General features: G+C 43.0%; 19 protein-coding genes. 10 read left to right on the top strand and 9 right to left on the bottom strand.

Features of this window, described 5'->3' with window-relative positions:
- Positions 1-109 precede the first annotated feature (109 nt).
- Positions 110-2,377, top strand: coding sequence for a phosphoenolpyruvate--protein phosphotransferase (gene ptsP, locus ACTUJY_RS01750; RefSeq protein ID WP_463614313.1), 2,268 nt, complete (start codon positions 110-112; stop codon positions 2,375-2,377).
- A 15-nt stretch (positions 2,378-2,392) separates the two neighbouring features.
- Here ptsP and ACTUJY_RS01745 read toward each other — a convergent pair whose 3' ends face one another.
- The 3 genes from ACTUJY_RS01745 to ACTUJY_RS01735 form a co-directional block, all read right to left on the bottom strand.
- Positions 2,393-4,852, bottom strand: a complete 2,460-nt coding sequence (locus ACTUJY_RS01745; RefSeq protein WP_463614312.1) for a tetratricopeptide repeat protein — start codon at positions 4,850-4,852, stop codon at positions 2,393-2,395.
- Positions 4,853-4,913: 61 nt separating this feature from the next.
- Positions 4,914-5,528, bottom strand: coding sequence for a DUF938 domain-containing protein (locus ACTUJY_RS01740; RefSeq protein ID WP_463614311.1), 615 nt, complete (start codon positions 5,526-5,528; stop codon positions 4,914-4,916).
- Between the two features lie 8 nt (positions 5,529-5,536).
- Entirely contained in the window at positions 5,537-6,349 is an 813-nt protein-coding gene (locus ACTUJY_RS01735) for an NRDE family protein (protein WP_463614310.1), read from the bottom strand.
- 57 nt (positions 6,350-6,406) lie between these two features.
- Here ACTUJY_RS01735 and ACTUJY_RS01730 point away from each other — a divergent pair, with 57 nt between their 5' ends.
- The 6 genes from ACTUJY_RS01730 (at position 6,407) to ACTUJY_RS01705 (ending at position 10,905) form a co-directional block, all read left to right on the top strand.
- Positions 6,407-7,201, top strand: a complete 795-nt coding sequence (locus tag ACTUJY_RS01730; RefSeq protein WP_463614309.1) for a sulfite exporter TauE/SafE family protein — start codon at positions 6,407-6,409, stop codon at positions 7,199-7,201.
- A gap of 9 nt (positions 7,202-7,210) precedes the next feature.
- Positions 7,211-8,062 carry a prolipoprotein diacylglyceryl transferase gene (gene lgt / locus ACTUJY_RS01725; RefSeq protein WP_463614308.1) on the top strand — a complete coding sequence of 284 codons (852 nt, stop codon included), beginning with the start codon at positions 7,211-7,213 and terminating at the stop codon, positions 8,060-8,062.
- Between the two features lie 27 nt (positions 8,063-8,089).
- Positions 8,090-8,884: a thymidylate synthase gene (locus tag ACTUJY_RS01720; RefSeq protein WP_463614307.1), complete on the top strand. Its 795-nt coding sequence runs from the start codon at positions 8,090-8,092 to the stop codon at positions 8,882-8,884.
- A gap of 117 nt (positions 8,885-9,001) precedes the next feature.
- On the top strand, positions 9,002-9,496 hold the full coding sequence (gene folA / locus ACTUJY_RS01715; RefSeq protein ID WP_463614306.1) for a type 3 dihydrofolate reductase: 495 nt from the start codon (positions 9,002-9,004) through the stop codon (positions 9,494-9,496).
- A complete protein-coding gene (locus ACTUJY_RS01710) occupies positions 9,429-9,785 on the top strand; it encodes a hypothetical protein (RefSeq protein WP_463614508.1) in 357 nt (118 codons plus the stop codon). Before folA ends, ACTUJY_RS01710 begins: the two co-directional genes overlap by 68 nt.
- 61 nt (positions 9,786-9,846) lie before the next feature.
- Positions 9,847-10,905: a S41 family peptidase gene (locus ACTUJY_RS01705; RefSeq protein ID WP_463614305.1), complete on the top strand. Its 1,059-nt coding sequence runs from the start codon at positions 9,847-9,849 to the stop codon at positions 10,903-10,905.
- Between the two features lie 105 nt (positions 10,906-11,010).
- Here the strand turns inward: ACTUJY_RS01705 and ACTUJY_RS01700 are convergent, their stop codons facing one another.
- The 5 genes from ACTUJY_RS01700 to ACTUJY_RS01680 form a co-directional block, all read right to left on the bottom strand.
- Positions 11,011-11,493, bottom strand: a complete 483-nt coding sequence (locus ACTUJY_RS01700; protein ID WP_463614304.1) for an FKBP-type peptidyl-prolyl cis-trans isomerase — start codon at positions 11,491-11,493, stop codon at positions 11,011-11,013.
- 9 nt (positions 11,494-11,502) lie between these two features.
- Positions 11,503-11,937: an MAPEG family protein gene (locus ACTUJY_RS01695; RefSeq protein ID WP_463614303.1), complete on the bottom strand. Its 435-nt coding sequence runs from the start codon at positions 11,935-11,937 to the stop codon at positions 11,503-11,505.
- A gap of 9 nt (positions 11,938-11,946) precedes the next feature.
- Entirely contained in the window at positions 11,947-12,198 is a 252-nt protein-coding gene (locus tag ACTUJY_RS01690; protein ID WP_463614302.1) for a hypothetical protein, read from the bottom strand.
- Between the two features lie 91 nt (positions 12,199-12,289).
- The gene (gcvA, locus tag ACTUJY_RS01685) at positions 12,290-13,192 is read right to left on the bottom strand and encodes a transcriptional regulator GcvA (RefSeq protein ID WP_463614301.1); all 903 of its coding nucleotides are present in this window, start codon (positions 13,190-13,192) and stop codon (positions 12,290-12,292) included.
- A gap of 14 nt (positions 13,193-13,206) precedes the next feature.
- Positions 13,207-13,968 (bottom strand): SDR family oxidoreductase, encoded by a 762-nt coding sequence (locus tag ACTUJY_RS01680; RefSeq protein WP_463614300.1) that lies wholly within the window; start codon positions 13,966-13,968, stop codon positions 13,207-13,209.
- Between the two features lie 157 nt (positions 13,969-14,125).
- Between ACTUJY_RS01680 and apaG the strand changes: the two genes are divergently transcribed.
- The 3 genes from apaG to ACTUJY_RS01665 all read left to right on the top strand — a co-directional run bounded on the left by apaG (position 14,126) and on the right by ACTUJY_RS01665 (position 15,928).
- Positions 14,126-14,512: a Co2+/Mg2+ efflux protein ApaG gene (gene apaG / locus ACTUJY_RS01675; RefSeq protein WP_463614299.1), complete on the top strand. Its 387-nt coding sequence runs from the start codon at positions 14,126-14,128 to the stop codon at positions 14,510-14,512.
- Positions 14,512-15,315, top strand: coding sequence for a symmetrical bis(5'-nucleosyl)-tetraphosphatase (locus tag ACTUJY_RS01670; protein WP_463614298.1), 804 nt, complete (start codon positions 14,512-14,514; stop codon positions 15,313-15,315). The genes apaG and ACTUJY_RS01670 overlap by 1 nt, the downstream gene beginning before the upstream one ends.
- A 250-nt stretch (positions 15,316-15,565) precedes the next feature.
- Complete coding sequence (locus ACTUJY_RS01665) at positions 15,566-15,928, top strand: hypothetical protein (protein ID WP_463614297.1); 363 nt, start codon at positions 15,566-15,568, stop codon at positions 15,926-15,928.
- A gap of 64 nt (positions 15,929-15,992) precedes the next feature.
- Here the strand turns inward: ACTUJY_RS01665 and ACTUJY_RS01660 are convergent, their stop codons facing one another.
- The gene (locus ACTUJY_RS01660) at positions 15,993-18,710 is read right to left on the bottom strand and encodes a protein kinase domain-containing protein (RefSeq protein WP_463614296.1); all 2,718 of its coding nucleotides are present in this window, start codon (positions 18,708-18,710) and stop codon (positions 15,993-15,995) included.
- Between the last annotated feature and the right edge of the window lie 5 nt (positions 18,711-18,715).

The following is an 18,715-nucleotide window of genomic DNA, read 5'->3' as shown; positions in this document are numbered from 1 at the left end:
GAGAGACATTCATGTGACTTGCGCGTTGTTTAACGGGTCGTTGTTCTGGCGCCCCCGGTTTTGTTGTGGCTGACTTTCTATTGTCCTTTAATTATGGAGGAACTGGCTTTTGCTTGAACGCTTACGACAGATAACTCAGGAAGTTGATGCCGCAAGAGACACCCAGTCTTCATTAGCCATAGTGGTTCAGCGGATTTGTGAAGCGCTCGAAGTGGAAGTTTGTTCGGTCTATCTTGCAGATTACAGCAGCCAGCAACTGGTACTTATGGCAACGCAAGGGCTAAACCCACGTGCGGTTGGTATTCTGCACCTTGGGTTTCATCAAGGCATTGTTGGACTGGTTGCGCAACGTGAAGAGCCCATTAATTTGGATGATGCCACGCATCACCCTAACTTCTATTATTTGCCAGAAGCCGCAGAAGAAAAATTCCACTCTTTTTTAGGTGTTCCCATCATTCATCAGCGCAAGGTGCTAGGTGTGTTGGTGATCCAACAAAAAGCACCGCGTAAGTTTTCTGAAAACGAAGTTAATTTTTTAACCACACTTTCTGCGCAATTAGCGGGTGTGATTTCTGGCTCTGAAAGTCGTGCTCAATTAAATGAATCCATCGACGATCCTGGACTGGTTCGAAAGTTGGAAGGTTTTCCTGCCGCGAGTGGGATCGCAATTGGTGCCGCAATGGTATTTTATCCACCGGCCGATCTATCGGGTGTGCCTGATAAGCCAGCAAAAAGTATTTCCATTGAATTGAAAAAAATTAACAAAGCGTTTGAGTCGGCAGCCAACGAAGTGATGGCAATGAAAACACGCATGGAAAACTCACTGGGTGACGATGAATTGAGTTTGTTTGATGCTTACCTGCGCATTCTCGATAAAAATGGCCTTTGCCGCGATGTTATTCAGGAAGTTGAGTTAGGGCATTGGGCTCCGGGAGCGTTAAGGCGTGCGGTAGAAAAGCACGTGCGCGTATTCGAAAGTATGGACGATCCCTATTTTCGTGAGCGCGCAACCGACTTAAAAGACTTGGCGCGTCGTGTCTTGGTGTTTTTGGAAGACGATCAAACGGTACGTCCTAAGTTAAATAAGCCAGCGATATTGGTGGCTGAAGAAATCACTGCATCCATGTTAGCAGAGCTGCCCACAGAGAAAATTCTTGGCATGGTTTCCATGCGTGGCTCTCCGACTTCGCATGCCGCAATATTAGCGAAAGCATTAGGCATTCCCGCCGTTTCTGGGTTTGAAGATGTGCCTATAAACCGATTCGAAGGTCAGGAGCTGATCCTCGACGGCTACAAAGGCTTGCTATTTTTAGCTCCGTCGGAAAATTTGAAACAGCAATATTGGCAGCTTATTAAAGAAGAACGTCAGCTCAGTAAAGAATTAGAAAAACATATCAATGATCGGGCCGAAACGCTTGATGGCTATCATTTGCCGCTGTTGGTTAACACAGGTTTGATGGCTGATTTTGAAAAAAGCTTGCATGTGGGGGCCGATGGTGTCGGGTTATATCGCACGGAAATTCCTTTTTTATTAAGAGAACAATTTCCGGGTGAAGAAGAGCAAATGCGCATTTATCGTGCGGCGTTGCAAGCGTTTAAAGGAAAGTCAGTTACTTTTCGCACATTGGATATAGGCGGTGATAAACAACTGCCCTATTTCCCAATCAGTGAAGACAATCCATTTTTAGGTTGGCGCGGGATCCGCATCACGCTTGATCACCCTGAAATTTTTCTAGTTCAAGCGCGAGCTATTTTTCGTGCTTCTCGAGAGTTCCCAGACATTCGCATCTCGCTTCCTATGATATCCAGTGTGGAAGAGGTCGATGAAAGTTTACGGCTGTTGCAGCAGGCATTTTACGAAGTGAATCAAGAGTCTGGCGATTTACAACGAACCATGCCGCCGGTCGGAATTATTTTAGAAGTGCCTTCAGCCATTTATCAACTGCCACATATTGCTAAGCGCGTCGATTTTGTTTCGGTGGGCAGTAACGATTTGGCACAATATCTGCTTGCGGTCGATCGCAATAATACACGCGTTTCTTCTTTATACAGCTATTATCATCCGGCTTTGTTGGCTGCATTGGATCAAATTCGCAATTTGTGTGAGCAACATCGGGTGGACTTTTATATTTGTGGTGAAATGGCGGGTGATCCTATGGCTTCTGTTATTTTGTTGGGGATGCGCTTTCAAGGATTGAGTATGAATGCTCGCAGTTTGCCAAAGGTGAAAAAAGTGATTCGAAGTTTTTCACTAGTAGAAGCTGAAGAAGTGGTGAAACAGGTACTCTTTTTAGAAAAAGCGAAAGACGTTCACGCTTATTTGTTTGAAATTCTGGAAGCCAAAGGGCTCGGTGGTTTGATCCGAGCCGGGCTTTAAAGTTTTCACCTAATATCAGTTGAGTTTCTCTGCATTGTTTTTTACGCTGATCGACTTACGATAGGCTTGTAACTCCTGTTGAAGCGCTTTGGCTTTTTGGCTAGGAGGAAATCTCGGCTCAGAGTCCTGCCAAATTAAGAGTGCTTTATCCAGTGCGGCTTGCGCGGCTTCATAGTCTTCTTGTTGTTGGTGGAGGTACGCAACTTCCAGGTTTAACTCTGGGTGATAAGGCCATTGCTTTAAATACTGTTCGGCGTACTCCTTTGCCGGTTCGAGTTTGTTCGCTTTGCGCAGGCTTTGCACAATCTCGGTGTAAAGTAACGGAATCATTTCTTCATTGTTAGAGCGGTGTGAAGAACTTAATAGTAAATTAAGCGCCTTAATAAAGTGTTCAGATGCAGGCTCGTACTCTTGCCTTAGCTGCGCAATCCATCCGTGAACCAATGATGTTAGGTAATGCATATGATGCAATTTAAATTTTTCTATAACGCTTTCTACTTTAACCAATGATTGTTCCGCTTTTTGCGTTTGTCCAAGTGCGATGTATAAAAGCATGTATCCAAACTCTAATACTTCAACCATTTGTTGATCCAGATTCGACTCTAATTGTTCGAGTCTTAAAAAGGCCTGTTCGGAGTTATCTGACAAAACGTACAAATACATTTTAGAAATTTCCGATGAAAACATAGCATCCATCGGATCAAGATATTGTACCGCTAATTCCTGAAATAACTTCAGTTGTTCAAAAGCGTGATGTGGTTTACCGAGTATGTAGTTCAGGTTGATGACTTCATTAGTAATTTGCCCTTGTTGTACGGGTGCTTGTGAAATACTGCGCGCTTCATCAAAATGCTCCAAAGCATCACTGACTTTTCCTTCACGTAAGTCGAGTTTTGCTAAAGACAGCACCGGAGTGACTTTATCGGTACGTAACACACTTGCTTTCTGGTACCAGCGGCGAGCTTCTGATAAGTTGCCTTGTTGTAATTGGATATCACCCAATTTAACCAAAGGACGAAAGTTGCTGGGCTGTTTTTCAGTCAGCAATAAGAGGTTTTTTTGCGCTAACTCTAAATTACCTGTCGATATATAGAGTTCACCTAGGCGATTGTAAATCCAGGTTTGCGCAGGGTTCAGTTTCAGTGACTCTTCTAAAAGACTCGCGGCTTGTTGTAAGTCGTTGTAATTCCATGTCATCAGGTTTGCGAGATTATTTCGTGGCACATAATCCGTTGGATCCAGCTCTATCCAGTTGCGGTAAGTTTCTGCCTGCTGATCGACTTTTTGTGCTAACGCATAACCGAAAGCTTTCGCGGTTAATCGAGTGCGCTCGGTAATTTTATAGTCAAGTTGCAGTACCTTCTTAATAAAGCTTTCACTTTCTTTGAATTGACCACTGCGTGACAGCAAGTGCGCTAATTGTAAATAGGCTAAAGCAAAGCTTTGGTCTTGAGTCACTGCTTCGCGAACACCCTCTATTGCAGCAGGGTAATCATTCTCCATGATTATTCGGTTAAGCGCTTGAGTGTAAGTTTTTAGAGCTTGAACGTCGGCTGTGATTAAATCGCGTAATAGAATTTCGTTCAGTCGTTCATTACCTTGAATGGTTAATACCGGTTGCTGCTTTAAGAACTCGCAGACTGCGTTTGCAGCATCGAAAAGGTTAGAGTGGTTGCTGCTAAACTGGGCAATGGGTTTATTGGCACCGGTTTGAAACAGTTGCAACTCCAGTCTCCATTCATTGTCAACATGGGATAAATTACCGCGTGTGAAATAGTCGAATCCGGAATCGACTGCAATACTTTGAGCAAGTGACAAAGGCACATTAAAGCCGTTGAGAAAACCGGCACGTTTGATTTGCCAAAAAAAGCTGTTGTCGATATTGGAATAAACTGAATTGACAATTAATGACTTGGACTGATCGAGGTGCGTACCAATTAAATAAGACAGTGCGTAGGTAGACCAATGTTGATCTTTTGAAAGTTGATTCGGATCGAAAAGAAAAACACCAATGCGTTTAAATGTTTTGGTGTTGGGGCTTTCATGATTGATGGGTGTTGAAGGTGTGGTTGGTGGCATATCAAGACTGGTGTGTGTACTGCTTTCTATGGATTTGTCTTGATTGATTGTAATCAGACATAATATTGCGATGGTAATAATGCCATTGATGGGAACACCTATTTTTTCCGCTTTTCCCCACTCATCTTTGCCAGGTGCTCCGTGACGCCAGGCAAGAATCAATACTGCAGGAATAAAGCTCACCATACCCGCCAATACCAGATCCAGCATATTGTCAGAAACGCCATAGCGCTCAATAATCATGCCGGTAAATTCCATGAGCGCGACAATTGCTCCCAGGTAAATTCCTACAATTTGAAATACACGCCTTTGCAACAATTGCTTCAAAAGTGGGGTTGGAGCTGAAGTGGTCATGGTGTATTTAAATCCTGCTGTATAAGAGTCGCTTTCGGCCATGATTCTACCGTATCGCTTTCAGAGCTACCAGCGTCAGAAGTTATTGAAACAGTAGCGGGTATTACAGTTCTATGGAATTGAATGTGACCGACTTTTGCCACACCAGAATAAAGTTGTTTGCGGGCATATCGTATTTTTCAACGAAACAAAGTCCGGCGTTGCGAGCCAGCTCTTCCAAGTCTACGTAATCCCTTAGGCCCATGTTGGGATCTCGTGTTTTTAAGTAGTTATCAAACTTTTTATTGCTTTCGCTGGTGTATTCGCCACAAAAATTGAATGGCCCGTATAAGCAAAAGTAACCATTGCTCTGCAGTACTTCTCCGACGCCTCGGAAAAAATCCAGAACCATTGGCCACGACATGATGTGTGTGGTATTGGCACTGAATATTGCTTGGGCAGACTTCACGGGCCAGGGCTGAGTGACATCCAGCGACAAAGGCGGTAGCAAGTTTTTTCCTTGATAGTCATTAAGCCAAAGTTGGATCCCTGCGTGATTTTCGATTCGGTCACTGGTTTGCCAAGTGAGATGAGGCAAATGTTCAGCAAAGTAAACCGCGTGCTGTCCGGTACCGCTGCCAATTTCTAAAACCTGATGCACGTCTTGAAAGTAATCACGGATCACATTTAGGATTGGGCCTTTGTTATTTTCGCAAGCCTGTGAGTAAGGTTTATCCATTTTGTATTTCACTCAATGGTAAAGGTGATTTCGGAAGTCTTGCATATCACTTGGTGCTTATCAAACTGATGTTCAACAAAATTGACGGCCGCTGTTTGATGAACGAATAGGATTGCCGACGATCGCGTGCCGTAAGTTTTAGTGCCGATATCAAATGCTGGAATAAACACGCTGGATAATTTTTGCTCAATGTCGGGTTCGACTCCCGTTTCCGGTAACTCGGAATGGATGGCGCTGACAGAGCTTTGAAGTGCAGTAAAAAGTGAGTGAGAAGAGGGCTCTTCTTGTTCGCAAATGGCTATTAATTCGGCTCGTAATCGTTTCATTTTTGGCCAGTCGTGATCGAATAGTCCATTGCTGAGCGCGTAGTATCCCGGTGGAAGCGTTCGAATTTTTCCTTCCTGATTTGAATAATAGAATAATTGAGAATTGGTAAAATCACCGACAACCAGATTGAAGCCGGTGTAATCTTTGTTTTTTTCGTGTAATTGCAACAACCAATCTTCAGTCGATACGTTAGATGTTAAATATTGCACGATGATTTCACCGCGAGTACGAATGCCTCGGGTTGATTTAGGATCGCGAAAATTAGTCAACGCGGCCCAACGTCCTTGTTGGCTGATGGCTAGCCAGGTACCGCCAGCTTCAACATCACGACCACCGTAAACAGTAAGGTGATCGGGCCACTGATGCAGAGGCTCGGTTGGGCGATCAAAAAATTCGTCTCGATTCGCCATCAGGATTAATGGATAATCCTGATGCTGGTTGAATGCAAAAGCGATTAAACACATGGTTTGAGTTGTTGCGTATGGACCATCCAATCAAACTACACCCATTTGTATTGAGTGAAAAGCTCTCTTTAATTAGAACAAAATGAAATGATGGACTGGATGTTATTCTTGCTTGCCGGTGCTTTTGCCGGAGTTATGGCTGGACTGCTGGGTATTGGCGGTGGTTTTATCATTGTACCTGCCTGCTTGTATCTTTTACCGCTGTTCGGAATTCCGAGTGAGTATCTAATGCATGTCGCCATTGGTACTTCGTTGGCAACCATCTGTGTGACTTCGGTGTCTTCTTATCGTGCCCATCATCAAAGAGGCGCGGTAGACTGGCCTTATGTGCGATTACTGGCACCGGGAATCGTTGTAGGTGCTTTGTTGTCGGGGGTGGTTGCTGACTTTCTTTCCAGTCAGGTTCTGGCATATATTTTTGGTGTCGGAGCCATCATTATGGCGGTTCAGATTTGGCTGGCGAAACAACCGGAAGTAGCGCCTGAAAGACCGGGAAAACTAGCCATTGGCAGCACTGCTACGGCGATTGGCTGTGCATCCGGCTTGGTTGGCATTGGTGGCGGTTCGCTGGTGGTGCCTTATCTGCATTATTTGGGCGAGCAGATCACTCGTTGTGTCGGTACCGCCAGCGCTTGTGGCTTACCCATTGCCGTTGCTGGAACTTTGAGTTATGCCGTGATGGGTTGGGATGCGCCACTGCCACAATTCTCTTTCGGCTATATCTATTTGCCGGCGTTTTTGGGTATCATTGTCGCGTCAAGTTTAACGGCTCCGCTGGGTGTGCGATTGGCACACAATCTACCGGCAAAACAATTGAAGCGAGTGTTTGCTCTTTTTCTGGTATTGGTCGGTATTCGAATTATTTTAAAAAATTTAGGGTAACGGTTTTCGATGGAATTTCCACAAATTGATCCAGTCATTTTTGAGATTTGGGGACCAATCGCTTTGCGCTGGTACGCGCTGGCGTATCTGGTAGGTTTGCTTGCTGCGTGGTGGCTGGGTGTGCGAAAAGCGCGTCAACCGGGTAGCATTTGGACCGAAGAGGAAATTTCCGATTTTATTTTTTATGGGTTTCTTGGGGTAATTTTAGGGGGGCGCATCGGTTACGTGCTGTTCTACCATATGGATCTGTTTCTTGCGAACCCATTATACCTCATTAAAATTCACGAAGGTGGAATGTCGTTTCATGGCGGGTTACTTGGCGTCGTTGCTGCTTTTTGGTATTTCAGTCATAAAACTCGTAAGCCTTTTATGGCCCTTGCTGACTTTATCGCACCTTTGGTGCCAATTGGATTGGGCGCGGGACGGCTAGGGAATTTTATCAATGCTGAGCTGTATGGGCGTACGACCAATTTAGAGTCTACGCCTTGGGCTGTTCACTTTCCGCAAGATCCTGCCGGTGTGTATCGACACCCTTCACAACTGTATGAGTTTTTATTGGAAGGCGTAGTACTGTTTGTGATTCTTTACTGGTTCAGTCGTAAACCGCGACCACGAATGGCCGTGGCCGGCTTGTTTTCCTTAGGTTATGGCAGCTTCCGTTTTTTCGTTGAATACTTCCGCGAGCCCGATGAACATTTGAAACACATGGCCGAGTGGTTAACCATGGGGCAAGTGCTCAGTGCACCAATGATCTTGTTGGGTATCGGCTTAATGATTTGGGCTTATCAACGTCCAGTTTACGATATTGCTGAACCCAAAACGAACAAGAAAAATAAAAAACAAAAAGCGAAGCAAAGTTAAGTTTATTCAGAATTTATTGGAACGACCATGCAACAATATTTAGATATGATGCGACATGTGCTGGAAACGGGTAATGATAAAGGTGATCGTACCGGCACTGGCACACGCAGTGTTTTTGGTTATCAGATGCGGTTTGATTTGCAACAAGGCTTTCCTTTGGTCACGACCAAAAAGTTACACTTGCGTTCGATCATTTACGAACTGTTGTGGTTTTTAAACGGCGACACTAATATCAAATACTTAAAGGACAACGGTGTTTCCATTTGGGACGAGTGGGCTGATGAAAATGGCGATTTAGGCCCGGTATACGGCGAGCAGTGGCGCAGCTGGAAAAAGCCGGACGGCACCACGGTGGATCAAATTGAAAATGTCATTAATCAAATTAAAGCCAATCCCAATTCTCGTCGATTGATGGTCGTGGCCTATAACCCAGGTGTAGCCGATGAAATGGCGCTGCCTCCTTGTCATTCTCTCTTTCAGTTTTACGTAGCCAATGGAAAGCTTTCTTGCCAGTTGTATCAACGCAGTGCCGATATCTTTTTAGGGGTTCCTTTTAATATTGCGTCTTATGCATTACTCACTCACATGGTGGCGCAACAATGTGATTTAGAGGTCGGCGAATTTATCTGGAGTGGCGGTGACGTACATTTGTATGCCAATCACTTTGAACAGGCACAATTGCAGCTTTCACGTCAGCCGTTTCCGTTACCCAAGTTGAATATCAAGCGCAAACCCAAAGACTTATACAGTTATGAGTTTGATGATTTTGAGATAATCGGTTATGAATCTCATCCTCATATTAAAGCGCCAGTGGCGGTATAACGACATCGTCGATAAGGTAAAGAAGAGCATTTAAGAGCTTTGTACCGCCAGCTTTACTATACAAATTTTTTAGAACTTAGAACTTAGAACTTAGAACTTAGAACTTAGAACTTAGAAATGACAAAACCCATTATTTCAATCGTTTGTGCCATGGCAAAAAATCGAGTGATTGGCAAAGACAACGATATGCCTTGGCACATGCCTGCCGATCTCAAGCACTTTAAAGAAACAACCTTGGGTAAACCCATCGTAATGGGGCGAAAAACATTTGAATCCATCGGTCGGCCACTACCGGGTCGTCGTAATGTGATTATTTCGCGTAATGCCAATTACCAAGCCGATGGCATTGAGGTGGTTGGAAGTATTGATGCGGCTATTGAGTTACTTAAGGACGCTGAAGAAATTATGATTACCGGTGGTGGCCACATTTATGAGCAGACCCTAAACCGTGCTGATCGTCTATATTTAACTTTTATTGATTTGGAAACCGAAGGGGACGCGTTTTTTCCCGCGTTCGAGCATCTCAATGTAAAGGAGGTGAGTCGTGAATCACACCAGTCGGATGAAAAAAATCCTTACGCCTATGAGTTTGTTACTTATCAGGTGGAGTAAATTATTCATTTTCGTAATGAGTGCGGCTTTTATTGCATCATGCGGAAAAGAGCCGGAAGTTGACCAAGCGAAAAGTAACTATAAACTCAAGTTAATGGAACTTTGCGCGAGCGAGCAATCGTGTCTTGATTTGATTGAGAGTAATTTTGAACGTTGCATCAATAATAAAAAACTTAATGATACGACAAGGAAGCAGCCTCAGTCTGAAAAGGGGGCGATTGAATCCATTGATCAATCCATCGTTGAAGATGCGATGAAATGTATAATGAATGGATCGAAACTTGGATAGCTTATTATTCTAATATTTCGTCTATGGAATAGATAACGTTTTAAATATTGAGGACTTTTGCTTGAAAACCTTTATTTTTATCTTATTAAGTCTGTGTTGTTGCATCAATTTTGCGCAAGAAAATGAGAGATTCGATCCCAACAATTTAATTGACTCACTAAAAGAAAACATTGAGCGGCATTACGTTTTAAAAAATAAAGTACCGTCGATTAATCATGCGTTGTCAGAGTTTATGGGGCTGCACCGTGAACTCGAAGCAACAAGTAAACAAGAACTTTCAATATTATTAACGCAGTACCTGAAAGCATTTGACAAGCATTTTTCCGTACAGCTGTATCGAGATACCGCTGGAGATATTCCCGTTAGCCCTAAAGAAGGCTGGTTCGATAAGTTGCACCGAAATAACTCTGGCTTTAGTAAAGTCGAAATACTGAAAGGAAATGTGGGTTACATTGATTTTTGGGGATTTGACAACCTTTCGGATCGCTCTAGAGCGGTAGTTGAGTACGTAATCAAATTTGTCGCCAATACCGATGCGTTGATCATTGATTTGAGAAACAATGGTGGCGGAAGTGCAGAAATGGTTCAGCTAATAAGCAGCTATTTTTTACCCAATAAAGTTCACTTGAATAGCTTTTACTCTAGGCAAACGGACAGTGTTTCTGAGTTTTGGACGTTTGATAATATCGAACAAATTTTCCATGAAGATTTTCCTGTTTTCATTTTGACCAGCGACAAAACCTTTTCTGCTGCTGAAGAGTTTGCTTATAACTTCAAACATTTGAAACGAGCAACCATCATTGGAGAACCAACGAAAGGTGGCGCTAACCCCTGGCGATGGGTTGAGTTAGGATTTGGATTTCGAGCTGCGATTCCCAACGCGATGGCCATTAATCCAATAACACAGTCAAACTGGGAAGGCGTTGGGGTCATACCGCACATTAAAGTATCTTCGTCGGATGCGTTGAATTTGGCGTATTCACAAGCATTAAGTCAATTGAGAAGCTCTGTTAACAACGACTTCCAGCGACGTGAAATCGGTGAAAAGATAGAAGAATTGAAAAGTTATCAGCAAACAAAAACAAATGATATAGCGGATGAGGAAATTAATGTTCGATAATTGCCATAAATTTTTAGCTAAACTCTACGATTAATTAATATTCTACAAACTAAACCCAGCATAACAAATGTAAATTGCTGGGTTTAATTCACTTTCTTCTAAAGCTTAGTGACAATGCCCACCCACATGAGCGTGACCATGTTCTAATTCTTCTGGGGTTGCCGGGCGAACGTCTTTCACTTCTACTTCTACTACAACAGAATGCCCGGCCATTGGATGATTGGCATCGACGGTAACCGTATCGTCGGTAATGCGGGTGACAGTGACCGAATGTGTTTGACCGTCTTCGGTTTGGGCCGATAGGCGCAACCCTTCTTCAAGATTATCGATGTCAGCAAAGGCGCTGCGTGGAACTTCGTTGGCCAAATCTTTTTCATACGCTCCGTAAGCTTGCTCAGGCGGCAAAGTGACGGTGAAGATATCTCCTGTTTGCTTTCCTTTTAGTTCCGGCTCTAACCCGGGAATCACACCGCCATAGCCGTGAAGATACACCCAGGGTTCTTCCCCTTTTGATGATTCCCAGACGTTTCCTTGCTCATCTTTTAATGTGTACTCGATGGTTACCACAAAGCCTTTTTCGATTTTCATGCATTGCCTTTAAAACAATTGATGCTGCACCCAGCTGTAAATAAGACTGGCAACCAGCGCCCAAAGGATCCAGGTTCCGGCGATATAACTGTAAAAGCGATAACGAACCCGGTTACTGGTGAGGTGGATTGCCGCGTGAACGATGCGCATAATAACGAATCCGAGGGCTAAATAAAAATCAATCCAACCTGCCCAGCCGGTGATCATAAAAAAAGCGACTACGGCGTACAGCAGTACCGGTAACTCAAACTGATTGATAAAGTTATTGGATGAAGCATTGGCACCAGGCAGTAACTCTTCCAGTTGCCGCCGGTGAGCAACTTTTTGAGGTGAAATGTTATCGCGTACCATGGCGCCAATTCGTTGTCGATACATGACCATTTGCACCACAAACACCAGAACAAAGTTGGTGAGTACCGGTAACAGCATCCAGTTTGAGTTCATTTTATTCTCCTAAGCTACGTCTTTGAAGGGTTCTGTTTTGAGTCGTTTTGCCAGATGTTTCATCAAGCAATAAACTTGTGCCTGCTTCTGTTCCAGTAAGGATTGTTGGTATTCACTAATGCCTAACAGAAGGCCGATACCACAAAGCGCCAGCGGTAATGCTAATAAGTTCCAAGTGGGTGATGACAGTCCAAAAAACCAGGTTCCGCCAACCAGTAATGTTGCAGCGAGCAATAGCAGCACACGAGCCATAGTAAACATAACCAACTCCTGTTGGAAGGGTTTGTTGGTCTATTACAACGGATTTAATGCGGTGCGACAAACGGAAAATATTCAGGTTGTCAGGTGAATTTTATTCATCTGAATTACTTTGTTCATGGAATTGCTGTTGAAACCATTTACAAAAGGTTTGGACCTCGGGTCTTAACTCATCTTCCGGTCTGTAGACCAGGTAAAGCGCATCTTTCATGGTGAATTCAATATCATAGGGTTGAATTAAATTACCTTGAAGCAGTAGTTCTCGTTCCAACTCCAGCAGTCCCATAGCCACCCCCAGACCCTGCTCGGCAGCTTGTATGGCAATGTCGTAATTGTTAAACGTTAGGCCGCTGTCTACCGACAGCTTTTCAACTCCTGTGGCATCGGCAAAGCGTAGCCAGGCGTCTGTCATAAAGGAGTAGCTAATGAGTGGCGCGTTTGCCAAATCGGAAATATGTTCGAGAGGGTGTTGTTTTAGTAATTTCGGACTGCATAACGGTGAAGTGGTCACGCTAGACACTTTTGAGCAAATCACACCTGGCCAATGGCCGGGTCCATAACGGATCGCTAAATCGACGTCACTTTGTTTGAAGTTAATAATTTCTGCTGTAGCATCAATCACCAGCTCCACTTTTGGTAACAATTGACGAAGTTGTGGCAGTCGAGGAAGTAAAAAATGCCGTGCCATCGAGGGCATGAGTGATATTTTCAATCGCTTTTGAGTAAAGCGGTTGAGCACATCACTGGTGCCTTTATTCAATTTATTGAACGCACTACTGATCACATCAAAGTATGCCTGACCGCCTGCGGTAAGCTCAATACGACGGTTGAGTCGGCGGAATAATTCGAACCCTAATTGCTCTTCGAGCGCTTTTATCTGATGACTTACCGCCGAAGGCGTTAGGTGCAACTCTTCGGCGGCTTTTTTAAAACTGAGCAGACGAGCGGCGACTTCAAAAATTTTTAACAAGTGCAGAGAAGGGGCGCGCAAACTCACAATATTATTCCGGCTTAAGCTTCGTTTTTTGCGATCGCTAATGGGCCCCATGCCTGACAAGTGGGCATCACTTCAATAGAATTGATATTGACGTGTTCGGGTTGATTAGAAGCCCATACCACAGTACGAGCAATATCGTCTGCAAATAATGGATGGGTGCCTTGGTATACATTTTTGGCTTTGTCGATATCACCTTGAAATCGAACAACTGAAAACTCTGTTTCGGCCAAGCCCGGTTCAATATTGGTTACTCGGATATTTTTACCGAGAAGATCAGCTCGCAAATTGCGAGAGAATTGTTGCACATAAGCTTTAGTTGCCCCATAGGCATTGCCACCGGGGTAGGCGTAACTGGCAGCGATGGAACCAATGTTGATAATGTGTCCTTTATTTCGCTCAACCATACCGGGCAACACAGCGCGAGTCATATAATTGAGTCCTTTAATATTGGTATCGATCATCGTGTCCCAATCATCTAACGATGCTTTATCGGCGGGGTCCAGGCCTAAAGCGAGCCCTGCGTTATTCACCAGAATATCAATGGACTGCCATTCGGCGGGTAATTTCTCAATAAAATCAAACACCGATTTTTTGTCACGCACATCCAATGTCTCTGCAAGTACATCGCTTTTATCGGCGAGTTTTTGTGCTAAAGCCTCAATTCGAGATTGGCGTCGTGCGCATATAATGAGACGTGCGCCTTGTGCGGCAAAGTGATGAGCGCAAGCCTCGCCAAAGCCAGAGCTGGCACCAGTGATAAGAACGGTAACAGACATGGTGATATCCTAATTTTTTTGCCAGAACACGTGGAAAGAATCGGTTTACTCTTTCTCGGTATCTTATTCATGAGATCACAGGTTGCGGCTTGCGATGTAAAGCTTCACAATAACCGCACTGAGCAAAATTGTACGTGTTTTTATTGGAGTTGTAACCTTGAGTGAGCCTTTAGATCAATTGCCGTTTGAAATCGAAGTGGATTGTCGTTATCTGGAAGACCAGTCGAAACCGGATCAGGAGCAATTTGTTTTTGCTTATACGATAAACATTACCAACCGCAGTAATACCGGTGCGCAATTAATGCGTCGTCACTGGATCATTACTGATGCGAATGGCAAAAAGCAGGAAGTTAAAGGAGATGGCGTAATTGGCGAACAACCGTTTATCGATCCGGGGCAAACCTATCAATACACTTCGGGTGCGATTCTCAATACACCGCTGGGCACTATGGAAGGCAGCTATCAAATGCTGGATGAAAACGGTGAGCATTTTTTAGCACCTATTCCTTTGTTTAGTTTAACCAAGCCAGGCATTTTAAACTGATGGCAGCGTGGGCGATTGGAGACATTCAGGGATGCTTTCATTCGCTGCTGGAGTTGCTTAATAAAATCGAATTTGATTGGCAGAAAGACAAGCTCTGGTTGTGTGGTGATTTGATCAATCGAGGTTCTCAATCGCTTAATACCTTGCAATATTTATTTGAACATCGCGAACGCGTTAAATTGGTATTAGGTAATCACGATTTGCATATGTTAGCCGTTGCCAGCGGTGCGCAAACGCTAAAACGTAAAGATACTTTTAAAGACGTATTGGATAGCCCAAATCGCACTGAACTGTTTGAGTGGCTTTATCAGCAACCACTTGCGCGATACAGCAAAAAGCGAAATACCTTGATGGTTCATGCGGGTGTGGCTCCTCAATGGAATTTAGAAAAAGTGATGCAATGTTCGCAAGACGTTTCAAGCGTTCTTCAATCGGCGAAAAAACGAGAACAATTTTTTCATACCATGTACGGCGATCAACCCGATCTTTGGAGTGAATCTTTAAGAGGCGTTGACCGCTTACGTTTTATCACCAACGCGTTTACGCGCATGCGTTTTTGTTATCCCGATGGCCGGTTGGATATGTCTTACAAGATGAAGCCGGGTAAACAACCTAAACCGCTAAAGCCCTGGTTTAAAATGCCGTTGAGACTGGAAAAAAACATTCGTATTGTATTTGGACATTGGGCAGCATTAGAAGGTAAATTAAGCTCTAAACGCTTTCAGGCGCTGGATACCGGGTGTATTTGGGGAGGGAAGTTGACGGCGCTTAATTTGAAAACGGGTATTCGGGTAAGTGTCTGAGTTGGTATCCGTCAAGAATATGTGCTCTAACAAAAAATTACGAACGACTGTTGAGTACTTGTTACCTCGTTAGAGCGTAGCGTCATCGAGGTTTGCAGTGGCACTTGAACAACCTTAATAAACCAACTATCTTAGATTTTGGCTGAGTATACCCGAAGCATTTGAGTTTCAGCTGTTAGAAGTGCCTGAAACTCAAATGCTTCGGGTATAGCCGACAAAGAAAATCAACAATTCAACAAAGGAACAACGAATGGCAACACATACCGCAATATTTAAATTTCACAGTGATAACAGTATAACCGTGACACAGGATCTCCCAAGTGTTAGTAAAGGCGATACCATTTTATTTCAGCTAACGCTTGAGCAAGGAGCAAGCCCTGTAAGTAATTGGGGGTTATACTTTAATAACCCATTTTCTTTGGGAGATGAGAAAAATTATGCTTTCGGTGTTACTAACAACGAGCCCAATCAAGGAAACTTGGAGGTTCAATCAGACTCAAGCACTGTGAATGTCCCTAAATACAGCGCCTATTTAGTGTATGTAGAGTCTAATGGTGTTATTTATACAAAAGATCCTGAGATTATTGTTAATGGTGGGGATGTAAATAATTAGCTACTTTTTATGACTATAGATGTCGTTTTGATAGGCATCTATAGTTATGGCAGTTTAAGCTCTCTTACTCTTTTTTTTGATTCAGAAAATATGCTTGTTTAGTTTGTATCAAGCTTTTAAACTCAGGCTCGATTTTAATGTTTTTAGATAAATAACCATTGTTTACCGCTTTTTTTAAAAAGTCTATTGCTTTTTCTCTTAGGCCGCAGATTTCATATACTTTGGCCGCCAAAACCAAGTTGTAGCTATTTATTATTGGCATTGCATTTTCTAGCATTTTTAATGCATCTTCATGTTTGCTACTCTTTGCTAAATAGACAGCTTTTCTAACAAGAAGATTGCGATTATTAGGCTTAAGCTCAATCTCTTTTGTAATGATTGCTATAGCATGCTTATAGGAATTTTGTGACTCGTTGGTTTTCCCTACTAGTTTATAGGCATCTGCTAGGTTTGAATAAATAAGGTAGCTCTTATTATTCAACTTTACAGCATTTTCAAAATATTTAATGGCTGATTCGTACTCACCTAAATAAAAATATACTGAAGCTAAATTAGAGTTGTTATTAGGATCATTGGGTTGTAGGGTGAGTGCTCTTTTAAACGAAGTTAAAGCACTGTTGAAGTCTCCTGAAGCATGTGAAATTGCACCAGCCATTTGAAAGCCAAATACATTGTCAGGTGTCATTTTTGAAACTTGAAAATAAGCACTCTGAGCTTTATTCAGTTGGTTTGTTGTATAATAAAAATACGCCAAATAATTCCAGTAAATCCAGTTGTCACTCAAGCTTATCGCCGTTAAAAGGTTTTGTTCTGCTAGTGTGCTTTTACCTAAGGATTGATATACACGCCCTAATCCCAAATAAGCTTCCGAGTTGTTTTTATCCAGTTCAATGGCTTTTAAAAAACTGTTTTCCGCTTTTTCGTAATTTGATTTTTTATAATTCGCATAACCATTTAAAGCGTAAGATTCGGAATTCGGCGATTTAGTAATTGCTAAATTAGACAGTTCTAGTGCTTTAAGAAGTGACTCAGGAGCGCTGTCATGTTTCGCTTGTCGGATATAGGCACGAGTTAATTCATATAGTGGCAGTATAAAGTCTTCATCTGTTTGCAGAGCTTTTTCAAGCTCGTTAATGGCCTTGCTAAGGTTATCTTGGTAGTCAAACCGGTACAAATAGCCGATACCATTCAAGTAATGTTGATAAGCTTTCGAAATAAGTGTGGGTGATACATCGACATTACTCTCATCAAACTTCCAATTTAATAAGGTGGCTATAGCGGATTTCACTTTGTGTTGAGTTTGAAAAGTTTCCTCCAAAGTAAAATCATAAGAAAAAGAGTCGATGACTCTCGCGTCAGAAGCATTCAGCAAATTAATAATTAATCGTCTTTGAGCGCCAAAATGTTGAATGCTACCACTAATAACCAAATCGACATTGTGGGTTTTGTACACTGTTTCAACGGTTGGGTTTTCCAACTTGCGAAGTTCCGATGCCGGAATTACCCAACTGTTGTTGCGTTTACTTATGTGCGAAAGTGCGATATTGAGATCGGCGGTAAGCCCTTTAGCGAAAAGCTCAATTTGAGGATCCGCACTTAAGTTTTCAAAGGGTAGAACAGCTACTTTTTTACCCTGCGACAATATATGCTGGCGATCACTTAATATCGGTTCAGCGGAATAGTAAACGACTGTACCTATGATAAGGGAAAAGGCAGCTATCATTGCCGCTAAACGCCAGGACGAGAGCCAGTAGTATTTGTTCTTGCTTTGTCGGTTTTTTTCTTCTTGCAATAATTGAGAAATAACATCGCGAACTTGCTCTGCGCTTTCGGGGCGTTGGTGAGGATCTTTATCCAAACATTGCCTGATTAATGCTCTCAATTTTACGGGTAATTGGGCGAGTAATTCTTTATCGGGCTCACTCTGTTTTATCTTTTTTTGAAAGCCGGAAAAACTATCAGCATCGAAGGGGTGAAAGCCGGTAAAGAGTTCGAACAATACAATACCAAAAGAAAAGAGATCACTTTTGATGTCGATAGGGTCGTGATTGAACTGTTCAGGTGACATATAGGGCACAGTACCGCGTGAACCAGCCAAGGTTGTTTTTTTACTGACAATCGACTCATTGTGAGTGTTTTGGTATTCGTTGGGCTTGCTATTGTCTTGGTGGTGCTGTTCTGCAATACCAAAATCAAGAATTTTAACGGTGTTGTTGCCTGAACATCGCATTATATTGGCGGGCTTAAGATCTCGGTGAATGATCTGGTGGGTATGTGCCTGCGAGATTCCTTCTGCGATTTGACGAGCGATATCCAGTTTTTCCAGATAGGAAAGACGATTGCTAGCAATAAGCTCTTCGAGTGTCTCGCCGTCAACCCATTCCATTACGATGTAGTCACATTTACTTGAGCGAGAAACATCGTAAATTGTAGCTATGTTATCGTGATTTAATGCACTAGCAAGCTTTGCTTCACGTAATACGAGTTCATGAGTATCAGATTGGATTTTATCCTTATTGATAGATTTTATAGCCACTAAGCGCTCGAGTGTTTTGTCTTTTGCTTTAAAGATATTGCCCATTCCTCCTTGCCCAAGGTGCTCAAGAATTTCAAACTCATCGCAGTGTTGTTGCATTTCATTGATTAAGGTTTCTGTTGACGTTTCACCGATGGAATTTAACTTAGAAGGTATCTTTGTGGATAAACTGATAGGGGCGCCACAGTTTGGACAGTGAGTATCAAGTAATGAGCATTGGGTACTGCAATGGTGACAAGTCAGCATTTCGA

It is taken from the genome of Pleionea sp. WD8-19, from assembly GCF_055326765.1.
The sequence above is the reverse complement of the archived record's forward strand: the minus strand, read 5'-3'. Positions and strand labels throughout refer to the sequence as shown.